The organism is Paracoccaceae bacterium, from assembly GCA_012103375.1.
Taxonomy (GTDB): domain Bacteria; phylum Pseudomonadota; class Alphaproteobacteria; order Rhodobacterales; family Rhodobacteraceae; genus WLWX01.
This window is the reverse complement of the sequence record WLWX01000001.1, coordinates 119488-141550: the sequence shown is the minus strand read 5'-3', so window position 1 is coordinate 141550 and position 22063 is coordinate 119488. Positions and strand designations below refer to the sequence as shown.

Genomic DNA, 22063 nt, shown 5'->3' with positions numbered 1-22063 from the left:
ACGGGCTGCATCCAGAAAATCGTCGCCCGAATACATCTCGATCAAGGAACGCCCCGAATGGTTCGAGATTGTGTTCGCGGTTCGGTCAATCTGCGCGTCGGGCATGTCCGGGAACATGCGCTTTAAGGCGCGGCGATACGCCTTGGGCACGCCGATAAGCGGCCCGATCAAACGCGCCGACGCCCAGCCGAAAAAACGGACCCGGGCCCCATAGGGCAGGCGTCGCGCCAGCCAGGTCAGCGACCGGATAAAGGCATCCGCGACATAGTTTCGGATGCGACCGGACGTCGTATCGCGGGACCGCAACTTGCGGCGCCCGCCCGAGGGGGTCTGCCGGGGGTCGGGATCAGACATTGCGCCGCGCCATCTTCCAGCGACGGTGCATAAAGCTCCACTGCGCGGCGTGATCTTCCAGGTGCCGCTCCAGACTGTTGTTCAGCGCCTGCATCATCTCTTCTGGGGTAGTGTGTTCGATGGGGGCGTCAATCACCACGCGAAAATCGAGGCCATTGTCGCAGCGGATACCATAGAAAGGGACCAGCAGCGCGTCATGGCGCAACGCCATGTCTGCGGCTGCAAGCGAGGTCATCGCCGGTTTGCCCAGAAACGACAGCACCGCGCCGCGCGTCACGTGCAGGTCAAACAGGATCAGCAACGGTTTGCCGGACTTCAGATGCCGCACCATCTGCGCCATACCCTTGCGGTCACGCGAAAACAGCGTGCCACCGACCGCCGCCAGCATCCGGGTGTAATGCGGCGCAAATTTCGGGTTCGACGGCGCACGATAGAGCGAGCCGATATCGAAACCCTTCGCCAGCAGCGCCGCCCGCGCCGCGTTGTAATTCCCGAAATGCGCGGTTGCGACAATGATTGGCCGCCCGGCGTCCCGTGCCGCCTCCAACGCTTCGACGCCCGCGCCCTCCAGCGGCAGGGCGCGCGCGCGTTTCAGGAATTCATCGCCCGAATACATCTCGATCATCGACCGGCCCGCATTGTCGGGTGCACCGCGCAGAATGCGCCGCGCCTGCTTTGGGTCCATATCGGGGGCGACCAGTGCCAGATTGTTCCGGATCCGGCTGCGCCAGCCTGCGATAGGCGCGATGATCCGGGCCGAGGCCCAGCCGAAGAACGGCACCCGCCACCGGTACGGCAACAGACGGGCCGCCCCGATCAACCCGCGCAGGGCTGCATCGTTGAGCGTGTCAATGGTTCGATTGCGCCGATAGCGGGCCATTGCTGTCCTTCGTCTGATGCCCAACCGGGATACGCGCCGTTGTGCAGGCCGATCCGGCATGGCTTCATTTCTTAGTTCCGCCGCCGCACGACCACAAGACATCAGGCGATGTCATCGTCTGGTTCCTCCAGGTCGGATCGTTGGCCATGTCGTCAATGCGAGGTTGTCATTCCCCGCAATCTTTCGCCTAATCCCGTAAGAAAAGGGAACGAGGGATCGCATGGCACGACAGACCGCAAACACATCAGGATTTCGCGCCCGGATGCTGGCCGGAGAGGTTCTGGTAGGCACGTTCCTGAAAACGCCAGCCTATGAGTTGATCGAGGTGCTGGCGCAATCCGGCCTCGATTTCCTATGCCTTGACGGCGAACACGCGCCCTTTGACCGGGCGCGGATGGATCAGTGCCTGGCAATGGCGCGGGCGCTGGATTTTCCCACACTTGTACGGGTCGGCGCGGGCACGGCCGAGAATGTGCTGCAGGCGCTCGATTCGGGGGCGGTTGGTATTGTCGTTCCCCATGTCGACAGTGCTGCCCGCGCGGCCGAGGTTGCACAGATGGCGCGGTTTGGCGCGGGCGGGCGCGGCTATGCCGGATCGACGCGCTGGGCCGATTTTGCGACCCGTGGCATGCCCGAATTGCTGGAGAAATCGCGCGACGAAACGGTGGTGATTGCGCAGATCGAGGACCCCTCGGGCGTAGACGCGGCGCCTGCGATTGCCGGGACCGTGGGAATTGACGGGCTGTTCCTTGGTCCGGCGGACCTGTCGGTGGCCTATGGCCACGACCACCAGACATCGCAGGACCTTGAGGACGCGTTTGCCAAAGTGGGCGCAGCGGCCAAAGACGCGGGCGTCGCCTATATGACCTTCGTGGCCGGAGCCGCGAAGGCCGAGGCGGTCAGCAAGCACGGCGTGACGATGTTCTATGTCGCGTTTGGAGGGTCCCCCTCGTGATGTAAAATCCCACGGGTTCTGGCCGCGAGCGGTGGCGGGGGGCTGGCCCCCAGACATGAGACAGCTGGGGGCCAGCCCCCAGACCCTCGGGATATTTTTGGGTCAATGATGGGCAAGAGGGGTTCGTTCTTAGCTGGCGTCAGTGATGGTTTTGAAACAGGTGCAGGGTGGCGTTAACGAAATCGCTGCGGACATTTGGTACTTCCATCAGCAACTCGTGCTGTGCATCCTCGTAGATCAGCAGGTCGCCATCAGGCCAGTTCTTCATCATCGCGCGCGGTGCTGCGACATCAACGATGCTGTCGGCGGTTCCGATGCCCGTCAGCGTCGGGCGGTTTCGTGGCGGGCCGAGGGCGCGCAGGGCGCGGGTTTCGCGCAGGGCTTCGTCAAACCAGCGGACACTCGGGCCGCCAAGGGCCAGCCCCTCATCCGCTTGCACCTGTGCGACCATATAGGCCCAGTGGTTGCGATCATTGGTCAGTCCGTTGTCGTCGAACGCGGGGTTTTCGCGCATCGTTGTTCCGCTGCGCCCCGGCACAAAGGCCAGCCCGCGACCGGCGCTGCGCATGGCATAGCTGATCCAGCGTGCGAATGGACGCACGGCGATGGCCACGTTGATCTTCCACATCGGCGAACAAAATGCGGTTGCGTTGACCGACAGCCCCTGATGCAGCGCGCGCAGGCCAATCGCCCCGCCAATGGAATGCGCCAGCAAAAAGCGCGGAGCGGGAACGGGCAGGATCTCGGCCAGCGCAAGCAGCGCTGCGACGTCGTTCTGGTAATCGGCGAAAGCCTCGACATGGCCAATCCTGGGGTCCGGGTGCAGCCGGTCCGACAGGCCCTGACCGCGCCAGTCTATGCTTAAAACATGGTAGCCTGCTGCCACCAGATCGGCGGCAACGCGCCCGTATTTTTCGACATATTCCGTGCGGCCCGGGAACAGAAGAACCGTGCCAACAGTGCCGCCGGGCCAATGTGCCGCGCGCAGTCGCACACCGTCGCTTGTGCGGATCCAATATGCGCGCCCACCGGCTGGTCCTTCGGCTGTGACGACATTCAGCGGCGCATCTTCCATGTGGTCAGCCTAATACGGCCCCCAGTTTCATGGCCAGCCCCATATCGCCGTCAACACTCAGGCGGCCGGTCATGAAGGCGCTGGTCGGGCTGAGGCTGCCGTCGAGGATTTCGGCGAATGTTTCCGCGTCCGCCGACAAGGTCACTTCGGCGTCTTCGTCTGCCGCGCGCGCGCCGTTTTCATCGACCATGATGGCCCCTTCGCCTTCGATGGCAAACTTGGCTACGCCGTCGAATTCGCCCGCTATCCGGTCATTCAGTTTGGCCACGGCGGCCGTGACGACAGCGCTTTGATCGGTGCTCATTTCTTGGATCGCTCCTGAATTTGTGACGCCTTGCGACGCTCAAAAGGGTCGACGCAGGCAGATTTGATGCTACCTTTGTTATATGGAACGCCTGTCCCGCATACTCAAATCTGCCGTTGCGGCATGTCTTATCTTCTTCTCCAGCGCCGCATGGGCCGACGTTGAGAGTGAGGTTCTTGACCAATTGTTCGCGGACCTCAAGGCGGCGGATGCGGCGAGTTCGGAAAAGATCGAGGCAAAAATCTGGGAGGAGTGGTCGAAATCCGGATCCTCGGCGATGGACCTGTTGCTGCATCGGGGCCGGGTTGCCATGTCAGCGGGCGACAATGAGGCGGCGATTGCGCATTTTTCGGCGCTGATCGACCACGCGCCGGAATTTGCCGAAGCTTACAATGCGCGGGCGACGGCGTTTTATCAGGCCGATCTTTACGGCCCGTCGTTGCAGGACATCCGGACCACACTGGCGATGAACCCGCGCCATTTCGGTGCGCTCAGCGGGTTGGCGCTGATCCTTGAGGAATTGGGCGAACTGGAACAGGCGCTGGAGGCTTACCGCGCGATCGAGGCTATACATCCCAACCGCGAAAACCTACAAGACGCCATTGAACGACTTGAAAAGGCGGTCGGGGGCGTGGAACTTTAACGCCCCTCTCCAAGGGATGTATATGGCCGAGCAATCGCGGATTACCGCCGTCCTTGGCCCGACCAACACCGGCAAAACCCACTATGCAATCGAACGGATGCTGGCGCATCGCACCGGCATCATCGGCCTGCCGCTGCGCCTGCTGGCGCGCGAGGTTTACGACCGGATTGTCGCGATCCGGGGGCCGTCGGTGGTGGCGCTGGTCACTGGCGAAGAACGCATCGTACCGGAACGCGCCACCTATTGGGTCTGCACGGTCGAGGCGATGCCAGACGGCATGGGTGCGGATTTCCTTGCCATAGACGAGGTTCAGCTGTGCGCCGACCCGGAACGCGGCCATGTGTTCACAGATCGCCTTTTGCGGGCACGCGGGTTGCACGAAACCCTGTTTCTCGGGTCTGACACCATGCGCCCGGCCATTGCGGCGCTGGTCCCGAAGGCGCAGTTCATGCGGCGCGAACGGTATTCGGATCTGAGTTACGCGGGCGCGAAAAAGGTCAGCCGGATGCCGGCACGGTCAGCCATTGTCGGGTTCTCGGTCGAAAACGTCTATGCGCTGGCAGAGCTGCTGCGCCGTCAGAAGGGCGGCGCGGCGGTTGTCATGGGGGCGCTGTCGCCCCGCACGCGCAACGCCCAGGTCGAGATGTATCAGAACGGCGATGTCGATTACCTGGTGGCCACCGACGCGATCGGCATGGGCCTCAACCTGGATATCGGGCATGTGGCGTTTTCCGCCTTGGCCAAGTTTGACGGGCGGCGGATGCGGGGCCTGGCCCCGAACGAGCTTGCCCAGATCGCCGGACGCGCGGGCCGCTATAAAGAGGACGGGACCTTTGGTGTGACTGGCGAAGCGCGCCCGCTGGACGATGAGGTGGTTCAGGCCATCGAAAGCCACAGCTTTACCCCGATCAAGAAACTGCAATGGCGCAACTCTGATCTGACCTATGGCACGCCCGAGGCGCTGATTGCGTCGCTGGAGACTTCGCCAAATGACGAACGACTGGCGCGGGGGCGAGAGGCGGATGATCTGCGCGCCCTGAAGGCGTTGACCGCGATGGACGATGTGCGGATGCGCTGTTCGGGCGGCAACGATGTCAAACTGCTGTGGGATGTGTGCCGGATCCCCGATTTCCGCGGCATCTCGCCGGGGCAGCATGCGGGCCTGCTTGAGAAGATTTTCGGCTATCTTCACGAATTCGGGCGGGTCCCGGATGACTGGCTGGCAGCCCAGATCGGGCGCATTGATCGGGTGGACGGCGACATCGACGCGCTGTCGAAACGACTGGCGTTTATCCGCACATGGACCTACGTGGCACAGCGCAAAGGCTGGGTTGATGACGAAACGCATTGGCGGGGCGCGACTCGCGCTGTAGAAGATCGCCTGTCAGATGCGCTCCACGCTGCGCTGACGCAAAGATTTGTCGATCGGCGGACTTCTGTTCTGCTCCGCCGGTTGAAGCAAAAGGAGAGCCTGTTGGCTGAGGTAAACGACAAAGGTGAAGTGACGGTCGAAGGCGAATTCGTCGGTCGGCTGGAAGGGTTCCGGTTCCGGATGGTCAAGGCCGAGGGCGCGGATGAGGCCAAGACCCTGCGCGCCGCGTCAATGGCCGCGCTTGCGCCGCAGTTCCACCTGCTGGCGGACCGGTTCTATAACGCCCCGGATACCGAGATCGACTTTACCGAACAGGGCGGCCTCATGTGGGGCGAGCACGCGGTCGGCAAACTGGTCGCCGGGCCTGAGGCGTTGAAGCCCGCTGTGCAGGCTTTTGTCGAAGATGACGTGGCCGAGGATGTGCGCGAAAAAGTCGCCCGCCGCCTGCAGCATTTCATCGATCGCAAGGTTGCGCTGTTGTTTGAACCGCTGCTGGCGCTCGGCAAGGACGAGGCGCTCGAAGGCCTCGCCAAAGGGTTTGCGTTTCGTATGGTCGAAGCGCTGGGCGTTATCCCACGAGAGGCTGTGGCCGCTGACGTCAAGGCGCTGGATCAGGACGCGCGTGGCGCATTGCGCAAGCACGGCATCCGCTTTGATCAGTTCACCATCTTCATGCCCTTGCTGCTGAAACCCGCCCCGACGCGGTTGCGGCTGGTGCTGTGGTCGCTGGCGGGTAATTTGCAGGAATTCCCTGAAAGCCCGCCGCCGGGGCTGGTCACCGTGTCTGCGGCCAAGGACGCGCCGCAGGGGTATTTCGCGATGTCCGGCTACCGCGAAGCGGGTGAGCGGGCGATCCGGATCGACATGCTGGAACGGCTGGCGGATATGCTGCGCGGCGAAAACAGCCGGGCGGGGTTTGAAGGCAACGCCGATATGCTGTCGATCACCGGTTTGTCGCTGGAACAGTTTGCCGGGCTGATGCAGGGGCTGGGCTACAAGGCCGAACGGGGCGAACGCCCCAAGGTCAAACCGGTGGACAAGGTCGTGCCGGGGGCGGATTCGCCGACGACCGACGATGTGACTCCGGGTGAAGACGTGCCGGTGATGGACCGGGCTGCCGACGCCCCGGCAGGGACAAGCACCGATCCCGATGCCGTGCCGTCCCCCGCGGACGTACCGGATGGCACCGGGCAGATTGCGGACGAAGGTGTCGCTCCGGTTCTGGCTGAACCGGCCGAGGATCCGGTGGTGGACGAAGGCGCACCCGCGCCCGTGGCAGAAAATGAAGGACCGATCGGCACCGCGCCCGATGCAGCCATTGCCGGACCCGAGGTCGAGGTATTCTATACCTTCACCTGGGGCGGATTCACCGCGCGGCGTGATGGCAACCGCCCCGGCGGCAAGCCCGGCGGTAGAGATGGGGCAAAACCCGGCGGCAAAGGCAAGCCCAAGGGCGCGCGCCGCGATGGCGGCAAACCGGGGCAGGGCGGCAAGGCGCAAAGCTTCCAGGCCCGCCCGCCCAAGCAGAAAGACCGCATCGACCCCGACAACCCATTCGCGCAGGCGCTGATGGGGTTGAAGGACAAGGATTAGGGTGGGCAACCCGGATTGACCGAACCCCGCCCAACTGTTCGCCTCGACAAATGGCTGTGGCACGCCCGGTTCTTCAAGACCCGCAGTCTGGCCGCAAAAACCGTTCGCGCGGGCCATGTGCGCGTCAATGGCACCCATGCGGGCAAGCCTGCGCAAATGATCGGCCCCGGCGATACGCTGACGTTTCCGCAGGCCAAAATCGTGCGTGTTGTGACACTCCTCGACATTGGCACGCGGCGCGGGCCCGCGCCCGAGGCGCAAGCGCTCTATGATGATCTGACACCGCCGCCACCGCCGAAGACCCATGTTCCGCCTGCGCCACGATACGAAGGAAAGGGGCGTCCGACCAAGAAGGATCGCCGCAACTTGATCCCGAAAGGCGGTGACCTGCTTGATTGATTGGTCGGGCTGGACTACCTAGCGGCTCGGACTACGAAAGCACCCCGCATGACCTATGTCGTTATCGAAAACTGCATCGCCTGCAAGCACACGGACTGCGTGGAAGTCTGCCCCGTGGATTGCTTCTATGAAGGTGAAAACATGCTGGTCATCCACCCGGATGAATGCATCGACTGCGGCGTTTGCGAACCGGAATGCCCGGTGGACGCGATCCGCCCGGATACCGGACCGGACATGGAAAAATGGGTCGAGTTCAACCGCAAGTATTCCGAAGAATGGCCTGTCATCATTACCAAAAAAGATCCATTGCCCGATGCCGAAACGCTGGATGGCGTCGCAGGCAAGATGGAGACGCATTTTTCGCCCAAGGCGGGCGAAGGCGGCTGAACCGAATCGCCGTTTCGCCTTGACGCGCTGGTAATGCTGCATTGCAGCGCAAGCGCTTGATTTCCATGGATTTCGCCACTTGCGGCGCGGCGCTTTCGCAATACGCGAAATTATGCTATGATGTCTCTGTAAATACAGTCGAATTGGCCTGCGAAGACGCGGCGGAAATCCCGCCAGCAGCGGCAATCCGGCCCTAGCCATCACCGCGTCGGGGGCAATGCTTTGCACCCGCCGTTTTTTTCTGGCCCGAACAGGGTCGTTACCAAGGACACCGAACCCAGATGAGCAAATCCAGCAAACCAGATTTACGCCCCAATGATTTTGTCGTCTATCCCGCCCATGGGGTCGGCAAGATCGTCACGGTCGAAGAACAGGAAATCGCCGGCGTGAATCTGGAACTGTTCGTGATCGCGTTCGAAAAGGACAAGATGACGCTGCGGGTGCCGACCAACAAGGCGACCGCCGTTGGCATGCGCCCGCTGGCGAACCCAGATGTCGTTGCGCACGCGATGAAAACGCTGAAGGGCAAGGCGCGGGTCAAGCGGGCGATGTGGTCGCGCCGGGCGCAGGAATATGAACAGAAGATCAACTCGGGCGATCTGATCGCCATTGCCGAGGTTGTGCGCGACCTGCACCGCACCGATGATCAGCGCGAACAGAGCTATTCCGAGCGTCAGCTTTATGAGGCCGCATTGGAACGTCTGACGCGCGAGATTGCCGCCGTTTCCGGCGCTGAAGAGGCGGACGCCCAGGCCGAGATCAATGACGTCCTGATGTCACGCGCCAAGGCCGCCTGATCCAAACATGAAAATCCAAGAAAGGCCCGGCCATCGCGCCGGGTCTTTTCGTTTTTGATCAGCCCGTTGTGCTGACAAGCATCAGCAGCACGGCACCCTCGCAAATCTGTTGAGTGGCGCCCAGAGTGTCCCCGGTCTGCCCGCCGATCTTCCCGCGTGAGATCTGGATCGCGCCGGCCAAGACCGTGGCTGTAACCAGCGCGATTGCGAATGCTGCCAACCCTGTGAGGATCAACGCGACCGCGCCCGCCAACCCCACGGCGACCAGGGTTGTTGCCCGATCCGGTCGGCCCGTTCCGTGCGACAACCCGTCGTTGCGGGCGTTGGCAAGAAGATGCATCGCCACCACCATCGCCGCGCGCGAGGCAGTCCCGCCAACCAGCAGCGGTATCCAGATCCATCCCGCTTCAACCAGCACACTCAACGCCGCCCAGCGGATCAACACGCTGAACACCAGCGCCAGCACCCCGTAGGTTCCGATCCGGCTATCGCGCATGATCTCTAAGCGCCGCGCGCGCGTTTGGCCGCCCCAAAAGCCATCTGCCGTATCGGCCAGACCATCTTCGTGCATTGCACCGGTGACCACCACGCCGACGCCCAACGCCACGCCCGCCGCCAAAGGCGCCGACAGCCCCAATGCCAGTGCCATCACCGCCCCAAGCGCCGCAAGTGCCCCGGTCAGCAGACCCACCAGCGGCCACGCCCAGGCCGAGCGTGACAGATCCCGCACGCCGTCCTGCATCGGCATCGGTATGCGCGTCAGCAGCGTGCAGGCCAGCGCAAGCTCGCCGAAAAAATCATGGGTTTCGGAAATTCTTGCCATCACGTCGCCTCCGGCCCCTTTTCGGCCCACGCGAAACGGTTAAAGAGGACGCTCAGGATTATCAACGGATTGCCCGATATGGCCACCCCCCGATTTCGCAGCCTTGACGACATTCACCTGTGCCTGGCCGACCTTCCAGCCGCAGATTCCGAAGTGCTTGCAGCGGCCGAGGCACGCAACGGTTCCCTGACCAAACCGCCAGGCGCGCTGGGACGGTTGGAGGATTTGGCGATCTGGTACGCAAGCTGGCGGCGCGATCCACGCCCGTCGCTGACGCGCCCGCAGATTGTCGTATTCGCGGGCAATCACGGCGTCGCGGCGCGCGGCGTTTCGGCCTTCCCGTCCGAGGTCACGGCGCAGATGGTGGCAAATTTTCAAGCCGGTGGGGCGGCGATCAATCAACTGGCGGCGACCTTTGGTGCCTCGATGGAGGTCGTGTCGATGGACCTCAAGCACCCGACGCAGGATTTCACCAGCGCCCCAGCGATGACAACGTCCGAGTTCTGCAAGGCGGTCAGCAAGGGTTGGCGATCGGTCAACCCGGCGGCGGATCTGTTCGTTGCGGGGGAAATGGGCATCGCCAACACAACCAGCGCCGCTGCGGTCGCAGCCGCCTTGTTCGGCGGCGGGGCCGAAGGCTGGGTCGGGCGCGGCACCGGTGTCGATGACGCCGGGCTGGTGCGCAAACGGGATGTGGTCGATGCAGGGTTGGCGGCGCATGCTGCGCGCCTTTCCGATCCGTTGGACGCGCTGCGCTGCCTTGGTGGGCGCGAAATGGCCGCCATTGCCGGGGCCATCCTGCGCGCCCGAATGGAACGGATTCCGGTCATCCTCGACGGGTTTATCACCACCGCGTCTGCGGCAGCGCTGGAATGTGCGGCGCCGCACGCACTGGATCACACAATCGCCGGGCATTTGTCCGAAGAAGGGGCGCATGGGCGCTTGCTGAGCGATCTTGGCAAGGAACCGCTGTTGTCCATGGGCCTGCGTCTGGGCGAAGGGTCAGGTGCCGCACTGGCCATTGGCGTTCTGAAGGCCGCTGTTGCCTGCCATTCCGGCATGGCGAGTTTTGCGGAGGCTAGGGTCAGCGACGGCTGAGGCACGAAAAAAAGAAGAATGCCTCCGGCGGGGATATTTTTGGGTCAATGATGGCCGGGGTTTGGAGTTACCGAAAGGGGCGGCGGTTGAGGCGCGCTTTAAAGCGTTTCGGCTTGAACCTGAATCGCGAGGGATTCCCTTGAGACCTGATCTGTGATTCATCCTGTTTGGGAGGATGGATCATGTCAGCACCTTTGCCATCTGCGCTTCGGATACGGTTTCAGAGATACATTGAAGAAGGGTTGAGCGGGCGCGCGGCGGCGTTGCGGTTGAAGCTGTCGCCTGCCACAGGCGCGCGGTGGGCGCGTCAGGTGAGGATGAAGGGTCATGCGGAACCTGCCCGGCAGGGACCGCCGCGCGGCAAGGGAAAGCTGGCTCCGCATCGGGAATTCTTTGAGGAGTTGATCGCACAAGACCCTGACATCACGCTCTTTGAGTTGCGTAATGCGCTGGCCGATGCAGAGGGTGTGCGGGTGCATCACTCCTCCATCGCCAACCTTCTGTCCCGGCTCGGCTTCACGTACAAAAAAAGTCGCTGGTCGCAACCGAGCGCCGCCGCGCCAAGGTAAGGCAGCAACGGGCCGACTGGTTCAGATACCGCTCGCCAGCCATTGCGACCTTTCCTGAGCGCGTTGTCTTTATTGACGAAACCGCAGTGAAGACAAACCTCACGCGCCTACGCGGCAGAGCCAAGCGCGGTAAGCGCCTGACGATGGATGCGCCCTTCGGAAGCTGGGGAACCCAAACCTTGATCGCGGGCCTGACCCAAGGCGCGCTGATCGCACCTTGGGTCATCAAGGGAGCGATAGATGGCCCCGCCTTCGCGGCCTACATCCGCGAAGTGCTGGTCCCCGAGATCAACCCCGGCACTGTCGTCATTCTCGACAACCTGGCAACCCACCGGAATAAGGAGGCGACGCAGGCTTTACGCAATCACGGCTGCTGGTTCCTTTACCTGCCACCGTACTCGCCCGACCTGAATCCCATCGAGCAGGCCTTCTCTAAACTGAAAGCCCATTTGCGACGGATCGGGGCCAGGTCCTTTACCCAGGTCTTCGAAGCAATCGGAGCAATCTGCGATCTCTACGACCCAGTAGAATGCTGGAACTACTTTAAGGCCGCCGGATATGTCTCAGGTTAATGTCGAAACGCTTTAGGTTGACAATATGCCGCAGTCAGCCGATTGCATTGTCCGGACAAATCACGAGAGGAGGCCAGAATAGCCATGAAACCCATCAAGCTTCTTGCGAGCGCATCGGCGCTCATGCTGTCAGGCGCGATCAGCGCTCAGGGGCAGGAATTGTTGTTCCTTGCCGAAGACGTTCCGGCAGGTTTGAACTACGATGGCCCTGCGGCGGCGATCCCGACAAGTCAGACGGGTATGGTCAACGTTATGGAGCCGCTGTTCGGCTATGCGACCAATGCGCCCAACGAAAGCGGCGTGATAACGCCCGATTTCGGAACTTTCGAAGGGCGTCTGGTTGAGTCGTGGAGTTTTGACGAAGCCTCGCTGACCTGGACGCTCAACCTGCGTCAGGGCGTCAAGGGGTGTGACGGCGCGACATTCACTGCCGAAGATGTGGTTTACACTTTCGCACGCGGCAAATCAGTGTCCGGCGCAGCGCCGATTGGCTGGTTCCTGTCCAACGTTGCCTCAATCGCGAATTTTACAGCCGACGTTTTCGGAAATGAGGACGCCCGCGCGATTGTCGACGAGGTTGTGGCGGTCGACGATTATACCGTGACTATCCGTCAGTCCGAACCCAACGCCTTGTTCTTACCGGTGCTGACGATCTTTGGTCTTTACATGTTCGACAAGGAACTGATGGACGCCAATGCGACAGACGACGACCCTTGGGCGCATGAATACACCAACAACGTCAACGTGCCCTCATACGGTGCCTATTGCGTCGAAAGCTGGACCAAGGATGACGAGATTATCCTGACTGCCAACGAAGACTACTATCGCGGTGCCCCGGCGATCAAACGCGTTGTAATGAAGAAGGTGCCCCAATCATCCAACCGCGTGGTCGTCCTGCGCACCGGACAGGCGCAACTTGTGCAGGGCCTGACCCCGCGTGAATATGACAGCCTGCGCGGCACTGACGGAATCTCGGTCGGGTCGGTCTCGGGTAACGAGAACCTGTTTGTGCATATGAACTTTGACGTAGCACCCTTTGACAATCCGCTGATCCGCCAAGCCGTCGCGCATTCGATCCCGACGCAGCAGATCATCGACAACGCCTATTTCGGACAGGCGACCGCCTGGAAGGGCCACGTGCCGTCCAGCTATCCTGGCTATCACGAAAGTGCGTCGCAATATGACTTCAACCCGGACGGCGCAAAGGCCTTGTTGGCAGAAGCGGGCTATCCCGACGGCGCCGGGCTGGATGCATTCGGAGACGCTTTCCAGCTGACTTATGTGTCCGAGAAAGAGACGACGTTGGGCCCGATCGTGAATGCGATTTCAACCGCGATGCGCGAAATCGGATTCCCTGTTACGTTGAATCCGATCCCGCAGACCCAGTATGGCGACCGCCAGCTGGTCAAGCGTGACCTGCCCTTTGCAATCAACGATCAGGAAAAGCCGATTGGCGTGGATGCAGGCTATGCGACACAGTTGTTTTTTGTGTCCCCGGAAAGCGGTGGTCTGAACAACATGGTGAACTATCGCAATGCCGACATGGATGCGATCTGGGCCAAGGCACGGGTTGAATCAGACACCGCAGCGCGCGACGCCATGCTGGCCGAGATTCAGGACACGCTGATGGGCGGATTGTGTTGAAAAACTCCGTTTTAGGGCCTGAACGATGATTTTTCTTTCCATGCAGCCCGATCCTAAATTTTTGGCGCGGGGGTCGGCCCAAATCGCCTACATGCGCTCACGCGCAGCCATGCGCTGTCTCGTGGTCAAAGCTTTCCGACTATTTCGCTTCATAGGTTTTCGCAAGAAATCCGCGACGCTCTGATTTCGGAGTTTTTCAACACAATCGGCGATGTGGTTTGGGGACCGGTTGTGGAATACAACAGCCAGTGGGCCTATTCGGACAGCCTGAAAGGCCTGCAGTGGCACGCCAACAACTCGATCCGCTTTTTCGATCTTAGCCTCGAGTGATCGACTATTCGGGCCGCGGCGCTTTTGGGCGGCGCGGCCCATTTCTAATCGCTGAGAGCGAGCAAACTCCTTCATGCTGACGCGCTATGTCATTCGTCGGATCGGGATCGGATTTATCCAGCTCTTGTGTCTGGTTATTGCCGTGTTCTTCCTGATCCGGCTTTTGCCTGCAGACCCTGTGTCGCGCTTTGTCGGGTTGAATTCCAGCGCAGAGGCCTATGCCCAGGCCGAAGCGAACCTTGGCCTCGACAGGCCAGTTTTCGTGCAATTGGGTCACTATCTGGGGTTGTTGCCCGACGAAGGTCCGGGCCTGTTGCAAGGCAGTCTTGGAACCTCCTGGGTCACCGGATCCGCGGTATCTGCCGAGATTGGACAGAAGCTGCCCATCACATTGGAACTTTTGACCCTGGCGTTCTTTTTCGCGCTGATTGTATCAGTGCCGGTGGGGATGCTGGCCGCGCTCAACCCCGGTGGAATGGCCGATAAGGGTGTGTTCGTCTATTCCCTGTTCGCCGGATTGCAGCCAGAATTCTGGTGGGGTTTGCTATTCGTCTATCTGTTCTTTTTTACCCTTGGCATTGCGCCAGCACCCTTGGGCATCCTATCGCCGTTGACCTCTGCGCCGCCTGCTGTGACGGGTTTTATTCTGATCGACAGCTTGCTTGCGGGGCGCCCCAAAGTATTTGTCGAGGCCGCACACCACTATGTCTTGCCAGTCTCGACAATGGTGTTCATCCTGTCCGGCCCGATCATCAAAATGGTGCGTCAGAATATGGTCCGTGCGCTTGGCAGTGACTTCGTGCTTTATGCCCGCTGCACCGGATTACCGCGTTGGCGGGTGGCGCTTTACGCCCTGCGTGCGGCGATTGCGCCGTCGATGACGTTGATCGGCATCCTGTACGGTTTCATGTTGGGCGGCGCGGTCCTGATCGAAAGCGTATTCTCACTTGGAGGTCTGGGGCAATATGCGATCCGGTCGATCCTGGCATTTGACTATCCGGCGATCCAGGGCGTGATCCTGGTGATTACGGCGATTTCGCTGATGGTGTATCTGGCGCTGGACCTGATCCACGCGGTCGTCGATCCTCGGGTGACGTTCTGATGCGTGGCGAGGCAGAATTTGAAGAGAAAAAGGGCCGGGACTGGCTGTTTTGGGTCGGTGTCACAATCGTCGCCGTGGTTGTGTTTCTGGCCGCCTTCGGGCCCAATATTGCGCCTTATGATCCGACGCTTGCAACAATGCGTGTCGTGGTTCCTCCGCCGAGTTTCACCGAATGGCCCGGCTTGTTTTGGGGCAGTGTGACCGGGCAACTGGACCAGCCGCCCCATTGGTTTGGTACCGATGCGACAGGCTTTGACATCTTCTCTCGCGTGATCTCGGCTCCGCGCGTCGACCTGACAATCGCGCTTGCCGCCAATGGGCTGTCGCTGTGCCTCGGCGTGTTTCTGGGGCTGATTGCCGGGTACTTCCGGAATTTCCTGACCGAGGGGGTGATGCGCATCTCGGACGTGTTGCAGTCTTTCCCGGTGTTCATTTCAGCGATGATCCTTGTCGCGCTTGCCGGGCGGTCGACCGGTAATATCGTGATCGCGCTGGCGCTGCTTTATACGCCGATCTACATCCGCCTGACCCGGTCCGAAGTTCTCAGCCAGCGGGTGCGCGGTTACGTCGAAGCGGCCCGCGCGCTTGGCAACCCCGAGATTGTGGTGGCCCTGCGCCATGTGCTGCCGAACTCGCTTGCCCCGGCGCTGATCCAATCATCGGTGACCATCGGGTTTGCCATTTTGTTGACTGCCGGCCTCAGCTTTGTCGGTGCGGGCGTGCGTCCACCGGCGCCGGAATGGGGGCTGATGATCTCTTCCGGGGCGAACCAGATTATTCTTGGTGAATGGTGGCCTTCGGTCTTTCCGGGCATTGCCATATCGTTGACCGTGTTCGGGTTTGCCGTGTTGGGCACCGCGTTAGAGCGGCGCTACGATGCCTGAGGCGCCAAGCCAGCAGCCCGTTGTGCTTGCGGTGCGCGGCCTCAGCGTTGTCTACCGTACCGCTGACGGATTTGTCCGCCCGATCAAAGACCTTTCGCTAACTATTCACGAACGCGAAGTTGTCGGGCTGGTCGGCGATGCAGCATCGGGCAAATCAACCGCTGCCCTGGCCCTGATGGGCATTGTCCGTCCGCCGGGGCGGATTGAAACAGGTGAAGTTGTATTTGCCGGGCAAGACCTGCTGAGCATGGATGAAGATGCCCTGCGCGCCATCCGTGGCAAAGACATCGGCATCATCGTCCAGAACCCGCGCGGGGCGCTGAACCCGATGCTGCGGGTCGGCGCGCAGATCGGCAACGTGTACCGCGCGCATAATGACGTCACGCGCAAGGCATCGGCGCATCACGCAGTCGATATGCTGCGCAAAGTCGGGATCAACGATCCCGAGCGGCGTGTCGAGGCCTTTGCCCACGAGCTGTCGGGCGGCATGGCGCAGCGGGCGCTGATCGCGATGTCACTGTCATCAAGCCCACGCCTGCTGATTGCCGATGAACCAACCTCGGGTCTGGATGTGACGATTCAGGCGCAGTTTCTGGATGAGATGTGGGCGACGGTGCAGGCCACCGGTTCGGCCATTGTGCTCGTGACGCAGGATCTTGGAGTTATCGCAAACTACTGCGACCGCGTGGTTGTGCTTCATGATGGCGCGATTGTTGAGAATAAACCCGTCCCCGAATTTTTCGCCAATCCCGAACATCCCTACAGCCAAAAGGTCATGTCGCTTCAGCGCGCAGTGGTGTCGGACGACGCTTTGCCTGATCGCAATATGAAAGCGGTCGGGACAGCGCGGCAGAGTGCCAATCTTCTATCGGTGTCGGCGCTGACCAAGCACTTCCCGATACGGGGATCCAAAAAGGTCGTGCAGGCCGTGCAGGCCGTCGACTTTGACATTCATGAGGGTGAGACGCTGGGCCTTGTCGGGGAGTCCGGGTCAGGAAAAACCACCGTGGGCCGCTGTTTGCTGCGGCTCGAGGAACCGACAGCCGGTGCAATCTCATATCGTGGCGAGAATATCAGCGGCATCAGCAAGCGCGACCTCAGATCCTATCGCTCGCGGATGCAGATCGTGTTTCAGGATCCGTTCGACAGCCTGAATCCGCGCTGGACGGTCGGGCGCATCCTGCGCGAAACACTGGATCTGCATACTGCGCTGGATGCCAAGGAAAAAACAGCGCGGTCGCGCGAATTGCTGGAAATGGTCGGGCTGTCGCCGGACATTCTGGATCGTCGTCCCAAGGGAATGGGCGCAGGTGCGATGCAACGGCTGAACATCGCCCGCGCACTGGCCTCGGGCCCAGAATTCATTGTTCTGGACGAGCCGACGTCGGTCTTATCGCCCTCGGCGATCAGTGAACTGATCACGTTGCTCCGGCGGCTGCAGGATGAATTGGGGCTGAGCTATCTTTTCATCAGCCACGATCTGACCACGGTGAAATTCCTCTGCCACCGGGTGGCGGTCATGTATCTGGGACAAGTGGTCGAGGTTGGCACCGTTGACCAGATTTTCAACTATCCGCGCCACCCCTATGCGAGGGCGTTGTTGGCGTCTCATCTGTTTCCCGATCCGGGCGACCGGCGGGTGGATCGCCAAGAACTCAGCGCCCTGTCGGGCGAAATTCCGTCGCCCGTGGACTTGCCCAAAGGCTGTTACCTTGCCGGGCGCTGCCCGCATGCGCTGGATCAATGCCACGCCGAACCGCAGAAACTGGTTGCATTGGATGATGGCCGGATGAGCCGGTGTTGGCGCGTCGCCGCCGGTGACCCTGAGGTGGCGCAATGAGTGTTGAGACGGATGTCGTGATCGTCGGCGCCGGGGCAAGCGGGGCGGCCGTGGCCTGGCGTCTGGCGCGGGCCGGGATCGCGGTAACATGCCTCGAACGCGGCGGCTGGATGAACTACGACGATGCCCCTTCGCACACCACTGATTGGGAGCTTGCGCGCCAGACCACGCATCACCCGAACCCCAATATCCGCGCCAATGCCTGGGACTATCCGATTGACGACGCGGACGCGGCGATTAAGCCGATGATGTACAACGCAGTCGGCGGCAGCACGCTGCATTGGGGCGCGCATTTCCCGCGCTTTCGCCCTTCGGATTTCAAAGTCAGAACGCTGGACGGCGTCGCCGACGACTGGCCTATTTCCTACGATGATCTCGCGCCGTACTATGCTGAGAATGACGCAATCATGGGCGTGTCTGGAATAGTTGGCGATCCAGGAAATCCGCCGCGTGAACCGCGCCAGATGCCGCCGCTGCCCATCGGTCGCGGTGCTGAACGGATGGCGCAGGCGTTTGACAAGCTCGGCTGGCACTGGTGGGTATCTGATGCGGCGATCAACACTGAAAAATACGGTGACGGACGCGGGGTTTGCAACAATTGCGGCCCGTGTGATCTGGGTTGCTCGGTGCGGGCACGGTCCTCAACTGACGTTACCTATTGGCCGTTGGCCCTGAAAGCGGGCGCGCGACTGATCACCTGCGCGCGGGTGTTCGAGGTTGACACGGATGCGACGGGTCGCGCCACCGGCGTTGCTTATTTTGATGAGGAAAACCGGGCGCGCCGCATTCGCGCCTCGGTCGTGGTTCTGGCGGGCAACGGGGTTGGCACGGCGCGGTTGATGTTGCTGTCGCGCGGTGGCGCACATCCCGCAGGCCTCGGGAATGGCAACGACCTTGTCGGACGGCACTTGATGCACCACCCGACGGGCATGGTTACCGGCGTGTTCGACGAACCGATTGACGGTTTTAAGGGACCGTTCGCGACCTCGATCCTGTGTCAGGAATTTTACGAGACCGACGCCGCGCGCGACTTTGTGCGCGGTTTCCAGATGCAATTGGTCCGCTCGGACGCACCGCTGGGCACCGCCGTTGGTGTCTATCTGCCCCGCGTGCCCTGGGGCGCACATCATCACCGCCGCTTCCTTGAAGTCTTTGGCAGAACCGCCAGTCTGACCGTGACAACTGAGGATTTGCCAAACCCCGAAAACCGCGTGACCTTGTCCGACCAGATGATTGATGCCGACGGTCTGCCTGCGCCGAAAATGACCTATCGCGTTGATGAAAACGCACGCAGGATGATCCGATTTGGCATCCAGCGCGCGACCGAGGCGTTCCAGACCGCTGGCGCGGTCGAGACCTTGCCCCAGGATTTGTTGACCGGTGCCGGTTTCCATCTGTTGGGCACGGCGCGGATGGGATCCGACCCCGATACCTCGGTTGTGAATGCAGATTGTCGGGTGCACAGCGCGCCAAATGTTCTGGTTGTGGATGGCAGCGTTTTTGTGACGGCGGCGGCGCTGAACCCGACGCCGACGATTCAAGCGATTGCGCTGAAGGCAGCAGATGCTTTGATCCGCGACCGCGCCGGTATCGAGGTTGCCACATGAAGCAAGTGTTGGAAGCAGTACTTGATACGATGTTGCCGGGCGGGGACGGGTTTCCCGGCGGCGCTGGATCGGCGGACTGGCTGATGGCGCAGGCCCGATTTGGGCCCGTGTTACGGGCGCTTGTCGCGCCGCTGCCCGGCGGGTTCGTGGCGCTGTCCCCGGACGCGCGGACCCAGGCGCTGAAAGCGGCCGAAGCGGACATCCCCGAAGTATTCGACGCCGCAACCATAGCATTTTACAGCGCCTATTATACCCGCCCCGATGTGCTGGCCGCGATCGAGGCTGCGCGCGGTTACAAGGCTGTTCCACCCCAACCCGGTGGCTACGAGCTGCCCGCATTCGACCCCGATATTCTGGCCGTTCCAATGGCGCGCGACGCCCTGTGGCGCGACCCTAACGCAAAGGCATCGCGATGACCGGCATTCACAGCGGAAAAACCGCCATCATCACCGGCGGTGCCAGTGGGATCGGCGAAGGAATCGTGCGCAGGCTGGCGGCTGAGGGTGCCAAAATCGTTGTTGCCGATCTTAACGGTGCGCTTGCCAAGGACGTCGCGCAAAGCCTGGATGCAGACGCGATAGCGGTCACGCTGGATATGACAGACGAGGCGGCTGTGGACGGGCTGATCGACCAAACTACAGCCCGGTTTGGCGGGCTGGACATCATGGTCAACAACGCCGGGATCATCCAGATCGCGCCGGTCGCGGACACCAGCTATGCCGACTGGAAGCGGATCATGGACGTCAATGTAGACGGCGTGTTCCTGGGCTGTCGCGCGGCGGCGCGGGCGATGGTGGCGCAAGGGCGTGGTGGAACAATCGTCAATGCCTCATCCGGGGCCGGGCGGCGTGGGGTGCCAAATATCTCGGGCTACTGCGCCTCGAAGGCGGCGATCATCATGCTGACCCAATCGCTTGCGGTTGAACTTGCGCCCCACAAGATTACCGTCAACTGTTATGCACCGGGGCACATCAAAACGCCGTTCTGGACCAGTATTGCCGAGGGGTTCTCAAAAGTGCTCAACAAGTCCCCTGATGAGGTGGTCGAGATGTTTCGCGCTACCGTTCCCATGGGCCGGTTTGGCACGCCCGACGATGTAGCCGCGACTGTGTCCTGGCTGGCATCGCCCGATGCGGCCTATGTCAGTGGTCAAGCGATCGCGATGAACGGCGCGGAGTTTCCGTTCTGATGGACGCCGCAGCGGGCACATACGACTTTATCGTCGTGGGCGCAGGCTCTGCCGGGTGTGTCCTTGCCAATCGGCTGAGCGAGGACGGCCAGCACCGTGTCTTGTTGATAGAAGCGGGCGGGCGTGATTGGAACCCGGTTCTGAAGATTCCGCTGACTGCGGGGCTGGCCTATTTCTGGAAAAGCCTGAATTGGAACTACACAATTGCCCCACAAGATCACATGGATGGCCGCACCTTCCCCTGGCCGCGAGGCAAGGTTCTGGGCGGATCATCGTCGATCAACGGCATGATGTATATGCGCGGCAATCAGGCGGATTACGACGGCTGGCGTCGGGGCGGATTGGCCGGCTGGGGTTATGCCGATGTGCTGCCCTATTTCATACGCAGCGAAGGGCACGCTGATCGCGATGACGCCTATCACGGCTCTGACGGGCCGTTTCGCGTGGTCACGGCCAAAGCCGAGAATGAGCTGTATGATGCCTTTTTGAAGTCCGCCGACGCATGCGGCCATCCTCGCAACGCCGATCACAACGGCGCTGTGCAAGAGGGTCTTGGTCCTTACGATTTCAACATCCGCGACGGGCGGCGCGAGTCAACGGCCACAGCCTTCCTGCGCCCGGCCAAAGGACGTGCGAACCTGTCGGTCTGGACCAAAACCCAAGCGCTGAGGGTGATCCTGAAAGATGGCCGCGCCACCGGGCTGAGGGTGCGGCGCGGCGGGTCCGAACAGGTAGTCAATGCGCACCGAGAGGTTGTGCTGGCTGCCGGCGCGCTCGGGTCGCCGCAGATCCTAGAACTTTCGGGCATCGGCGATCCGGATGTTCTGAGCGCTGCAGGGGTCACACCTGTACACAACCTGCCCGAAGTCGGTAGAAACCTGCACGACCACCTGGGCGTCTATCTGACCTATTCGTGCAACAAACCGGTGACACTTTACGGTTTTTTCCGCCCCGACCGGGCTGCGTTGGCCGGGTTGCAGGCGTTATTTTTGCGGCGGGGTCCAGCGACGTCAGTGCCGCTGGAAGTGGGCGGGTTCGTCAAGACGCGGTCCGTGTTGGACATTCCGGACATCCACATCACCTTCGTACCCGGGTTGAACCTGGAAACGACCCGGCGCGGACAGGGCCAGCACGGGTATCTGATCAACTTATATCAGCTGCGTCCCCTGTCGCGCGGAACCACGCATATTCGCACGTCGCGCGCCCAGGATGCGCCACTGATCAACCCGAACTACCTAAAAGATCCATCCGACCAGCGCTGCTTGCGCGATGGTGTGCGATTGGCGCGCGGCATCGGCCAAGCGGCGCCTATGGCAGACTATAACGCGGGCGAGATTTCACCGAAACTGTCCGTTGAAACCGATGCGCAGATTGATGCCTGGGTGCGTTCCTCGGCCAATACGATTTTTCACCCGGTTGGCACCTGTCGCATGGGCGCGGACGATGGCTCGGTCGTAGACGGAGCCTTGAAAGTGCGCGGGATTGACGGGCTGCGGGTCACGGACGCATCGGTCATGCCATCAATCATCGGTGGCAATACGTCGGCCCCGACGATCATGATTGCCGAAAAATGTGCCGATATGATGCTGGGCCGCCCGACCTTGCCGCCCGCCGATCTGGCCAGAGCCGAACAAGGAGCGATGTAA

Annotated in this window: 20 protein-coding genes and 1 pseudogene; 16 read left to right on the top strand and 5 right to left on the bottom strand. The window is 61.5% G+C overall.

Annotated elements, in window-relative coordinates:
* Positions 1-346: 346 nt before the first annotated feature.
* Positions 347-1234, bottom strand: coding sequence for a lauroyl acyltransferase (locus tag GKR99_00685; GenBank protein ID NKB26149.1), 888 nt, complete (start codon positions 1232-1234; stop codon positions 347-349).
* 220 nt (positions 1235-1454) lie between these two features.
* On the opposite strand from GKR99_00685, the gene GKR99_00680 reads away from it, so the two are divergent.
* Complete coding sequence (locus GKR99_00680; protein ID NKB26148.1) at positions 1455-2189, top strand: aldolase; 735 nt, start codon at positions 1455-1457, stop codon at positions 2187-2189.
* Positions 2190-2328: 139 nt separating this feature from the next.
* Here the strand turns inward: GKR99_00680 and GKR99_00675 are convergent, their stop codons facing one another.
* Together GKR99_00675 and GKR99_00670 are read right to left on the bottom strand one after the other, a co-directional pair.
* Positions 2329-3264 carry an alpha/beta fold hydrolase gene (locus tag GKR99_00675; GenBank protein ID NKB26147.1) on the bottom strand — a complete coding sequence of 312 codons (936 nt, stop codon included), beginning with the start codon at positions 3262-3264 and terminating at the stop codon, positions 2329-2331.
* A 4-nt stretch (positions 3265-3268) separates the two neighbouring features.
* The gene (locus tag GKR99_00670; GenBank protein NKB26146.1) at positions 3269-3568 is read right to left on the bottom strand and encodes a sterol carrier family protein; all 300 of its coding nucleotides are present in this window, start codon (positions 3566-3568) and stop codon (positions 3269-3271) included.
* Positions 3569-3650: 82 nt separating this feature from the next.
* Between GKR99_00670 and GKR99_00665 the strand changes: the two genes are divergently transcribed.
* The 5 genes from GKR99_00665 to GKR99_00645 all read left to right on the top strand — a co-directional run bounded on the left by GKR99_00665 (position 3651) and on the right by GKR99_00645 (position 8759).
* The gene (locus tag GKR99_00665) at positions 3651-4211 is read left to right on the top strand and encodes a tetratricopeptide repeat protein (GenBank protein NKB26145.1); all 561 of its coding nucleotides are present in this window, start codon (positions 3651-3653) and stop codon (positions 4209-4211) included.
* A gap of 22 nt (positions 4212-4233) precedes the next feature.
* The gene (locus GKR99_00660) at positions 4234-7176 is read left to right on the top strand and encodes a disulfide oxidoreductase (GenBank protein NKB26144.1); all 2943 of its coding nucleotides are present in this window, start codon (positions 4234-4236) and stop codon (positions 7174-7176) included.
* 15 nt (positions 7177-7191) lie between these two features.
* The gene (locus GKR99_00655; GenBank protein NKB26143.1) at positions 7192-7575 is read left to right on the top strand and encodes an RNA-binding S4 domain-containing protein; all 384 of its coding nucleotides are present in this window, start codon (positions 7192-7194) and stop codon (positions 7573-7575) included.
* A gap of 48 nt (positions 7576-7623) precedes the next feature.
* Complete coding sequence (locus GKR99_00650; GenBank protein ID NKB26142.1) at positions 7624-7962, top strand: DUF3470 domain-containing protein; 339 nt, start codon at positions 7624-7626, stop codon at positions 7960-7962.
* A gap of 281 nt (positions 7963-8243) precedes the next feature.
* Positions 8244-8759: a CarD family transcriptional regulator gene (locus GKR99_00645; GenBank protein NKB26141.1), complete on the top strand. Its 516-nt coding sequence runs from the start codon at positions 8244-8246 to the stop codon at positions 8757-8759.
* Positions 8760-8817: 58 nt separating this feature from the next.
* Here GKR99_00645 and cobS read toward each other — a convergent pair whose 3' ends face one another.
* Positions 8818-9582, bottom strand: a complete 765-nt coding sequence (gene cobS / locus GKR99_00640; protein ID NKB26140.1) for an adenosylcobinamide-GDP ribazoletransferase — start codon at positions 9580-9582, stop codon at positions 8818-8820.
* Between the two features lie 78 nt (positions 9583-9660).
* Here cobS and cobT point away from each other — a divergent pair, with 78 nt between their 5' ends.
* The 3 genes and pseudogenes from cobT (at position 9661) to GKR99_00625 (ending at position 13465) form a co-directional block, all read left to right on the top strand.
* Entirely contained in the window at positions 9661-10680 is a 1020-nt protein-coding gene (gene cobT, locus GKR99_00635) for a nicotinate-nucleotide--dimethylbenzimidazole phosphoribosyltransferase (protein NKB26139.1), read from the top strand.
* A gap of 182 nt (positions 10681-10862) precedes the next feature.
* Positions 10863-11821, top strand: a pseudogene (locus GKR99_00630) (IS630 family transposase).
* Between the two features lie 84 nt (positions 11822-11905).
* Entirely contained in the window at positions 11906-13465 is a 1560-nt protein-coding gene (locus tag GKR99_00625) for a hypothetical protein (GenBank protein NKB26138.1), read from the top strand.
* 87 nt (positions 13466-13552) lie between these two features.
* On the opposite strand, the gene GKR99_00620 is transcribed toward GKR99_00625, so the two are convergent.
* The gene (locus tag GKR99_00620) at positions 13553-13753 is read right to left on the bottom strand and encodes a hypothetical protein (protein NKB26137.1); all 201 of its coding nucleotides are present in this window, start codon (positions 13751-13753) and stop codon (positions 13553-13555) included.
* A gap of 115 nt (positions 13754-13868) precedes the next feature.
* On the opposite strand from GKR99_00620, the gene GKR99_00615 reads away from it, so the two are divergent.
* From GKR99_00615 to GKR99_00585, 7 genes are read left to right on the top strand one after another with little or no spacing between them, the layout of a single operon-like run.
* Positions 13869-14897, top strand: a complete 1029-nt coding sequence (locus GKR99_00615; GenBank protein ID NKB26136.1) for an ABC transporter permease subunit — start codon at positions 13869-13871, stop codon at positions 14895-14897.
* Positions 14897-15781, top strand: coding sequence for an ABC transporter permease subunit (locus GKR99_00610; GenBank protein ID NKB26135.1), 885 nt, complete (start codon positions 14897-14899; stop codon positions 15779-15781). The genes GKR99_00615 and GKR99_00610 overlap by 1 nt, the downstream gene beginning before the upstream one ends.
* Positions 15774-17621, top strand: coding sequence for a dipeptide ABC transporter ATP-binding protein (locus tag GKR99_00605; GenBank protein ID NKB26134.1), 1848 nt, complete (start codon positions 15774-15776; stop codon positions 17619-17621). The genes GKR99_00610 and GKR99_00605 overlap by 8 nt, the downstream gene beginning before the upstream one ends.
* Positions 17618-19228: an NAD(P)-binding protein gene (locus GKR99_00600; protein ID NKB26133.1), complete on the top strand. Its 1611-nt coding sequence runs from the start codon at positions 17618-17620 to the stop codon at positions 19226-19228. Before GKR99_00605 ends, GKR99_00600 begins: the two co-directional genes overlap by 4 nt.
* Positions 19229-19236: 8 nt before the next feature.
* Positions 19237-19644, top strand: a complete 408-nt coding sequence (locus GKR99_00595; GenBank protein NKB26132.1) for a hypothetical protein — start codon at positions 19237-19239, stop codon at positions 19642-19644.
* Complete coding sequence (locus tag GKR99_00590) at positions 19641-20417, top strand: glucose 1-dehydrogenase (protein NKB26131.1); 777 nt, start codon at positions 19641-19643, stop codon at positions 20415-20417. Before GKR99_00595 ends, GKR99_00590 begins: the two co-directional genes overlap by 4 nt.
* Positions 20417-22063: a choline dehydrogenase gene (locus tag GKR99_00585; protein NKB26130.1), complete on the top strand. Its 1647-nt coding sequence runs from the start codon at positions 20417-20419 to the stop codon at positions 22061-22063. Before GKR99_00590 ends, GKR99_00585 begins: the two co-directional genes overlap by 1 nt.

Coding starts and splice junctions, on each gene's coding strand:
- GKR99_00685 (NKB26149.1), bottom strand. CDS start 1,234: ATGGCCCGCTATCGGCGCAATCGAACCATTGACACGCTCAACGATGCA.
- GKR99_00680 (NKB26148.1), top strand. CDS start 1,455: ATGGCACGACAGACCGCAAACACATCAGGATTTCGCGCCCGGATGCTG.
- GKR99_00675 (NKB26147.1), bottom strand. CDS start 3,264: ATGGAAGATGCGCCGCTGAATGTCGTCACAGCCGAAGGACCAGCCGGT.
- GKR99_00670 (NKB26146.1), bottom strand. CDS start 3,568: ATGAGCACCGATCAAAGCGCTGTCGTCACGGCCGCCGTGGCCAAACTG.
- GKR99_00665 (NKB26145.1), top strand. CDS start 3,651: ATGGAACGCCTGTCCCGCATACTCAAATCTGCCGTTGCGGCATGTCTT.
- GKR99_00660 (NKB26144.1), top strand. CDS start 4,234: ATGGCCGAGCAATCGCGGATTACCGCCGTCCTTGGCCCGACCAACACC.
- GKR99_00650 (NKB26142.1), top strand. CDS start 7,624: ATGACCTATGTCGTTATCGAAAACTGCATCGCCTGCAAGCACACGGAC.
- GKR99_00645 (NKB26141.1), top strand. CDS start 8,244: ATGAGCAAATCCAGCAAACCAGATTTACGCCCCAATGATTTTGTCGTC.
- cobS (NKB26140.1), bottom strand. CDS start 9,582: ATGGCAAGAATTTCCGAAACCCATGATTTTTTCGGCGAGCTTGCGCTG.
- cobT (NKB26139.1), top strand. CDS start 9,661: ATGGCCACCCCCCGATTTCGCAGCCTTGACGACATTCACCTGTGCCTG.
- GKR99_00625 (NKB26138.1), top strand. CDS start 11,906: ATGAAACCCATCAAGCTTCTTGCGAGCGCATCGGCGCTCATGCTGTCA.
- GKR99_00615 (NKB26136.1), top strand. CDS start 13,869: ATGCTGACGCGCTATGTCATTCGTCGGATCGGGATCGGATTTATCCAG.
- GKR99_00610 (NKB26135.1), top strand. CDS start 14,897: ATGCGTGGCGAGGCAGAATTTGAAGAGAAAAAGGGCCGGGACTGGCTG.
- GKR99_00605 (NKB26134.1), top strand. CDS start 15,774: ATGCCTGAGGCGCCAAGCCAGCAGCCCGTTGTGCTTGCGGTGCGCGGC.
- GKR99_00600 (NKB26133.1), top strand. CDS start 17,618: ATGAGTGTTGAGACGGATGTCGTGATCGTCGGCGCCGGGGCAAGCGGG.
- GKR99_00590 (NKB26131.1), top strand. CDS start 19,641: ATGACCGGCATTCACAGCGGAAAAACCGCCATCATCACCGGCGGTGCC.
- GKR99_00585 (NKB26130.1), top strand. CDS start 20,417: ATGGACGCCGCAGCGGGCACATACGACTTTATCGTCGTGGGCGCAGGC.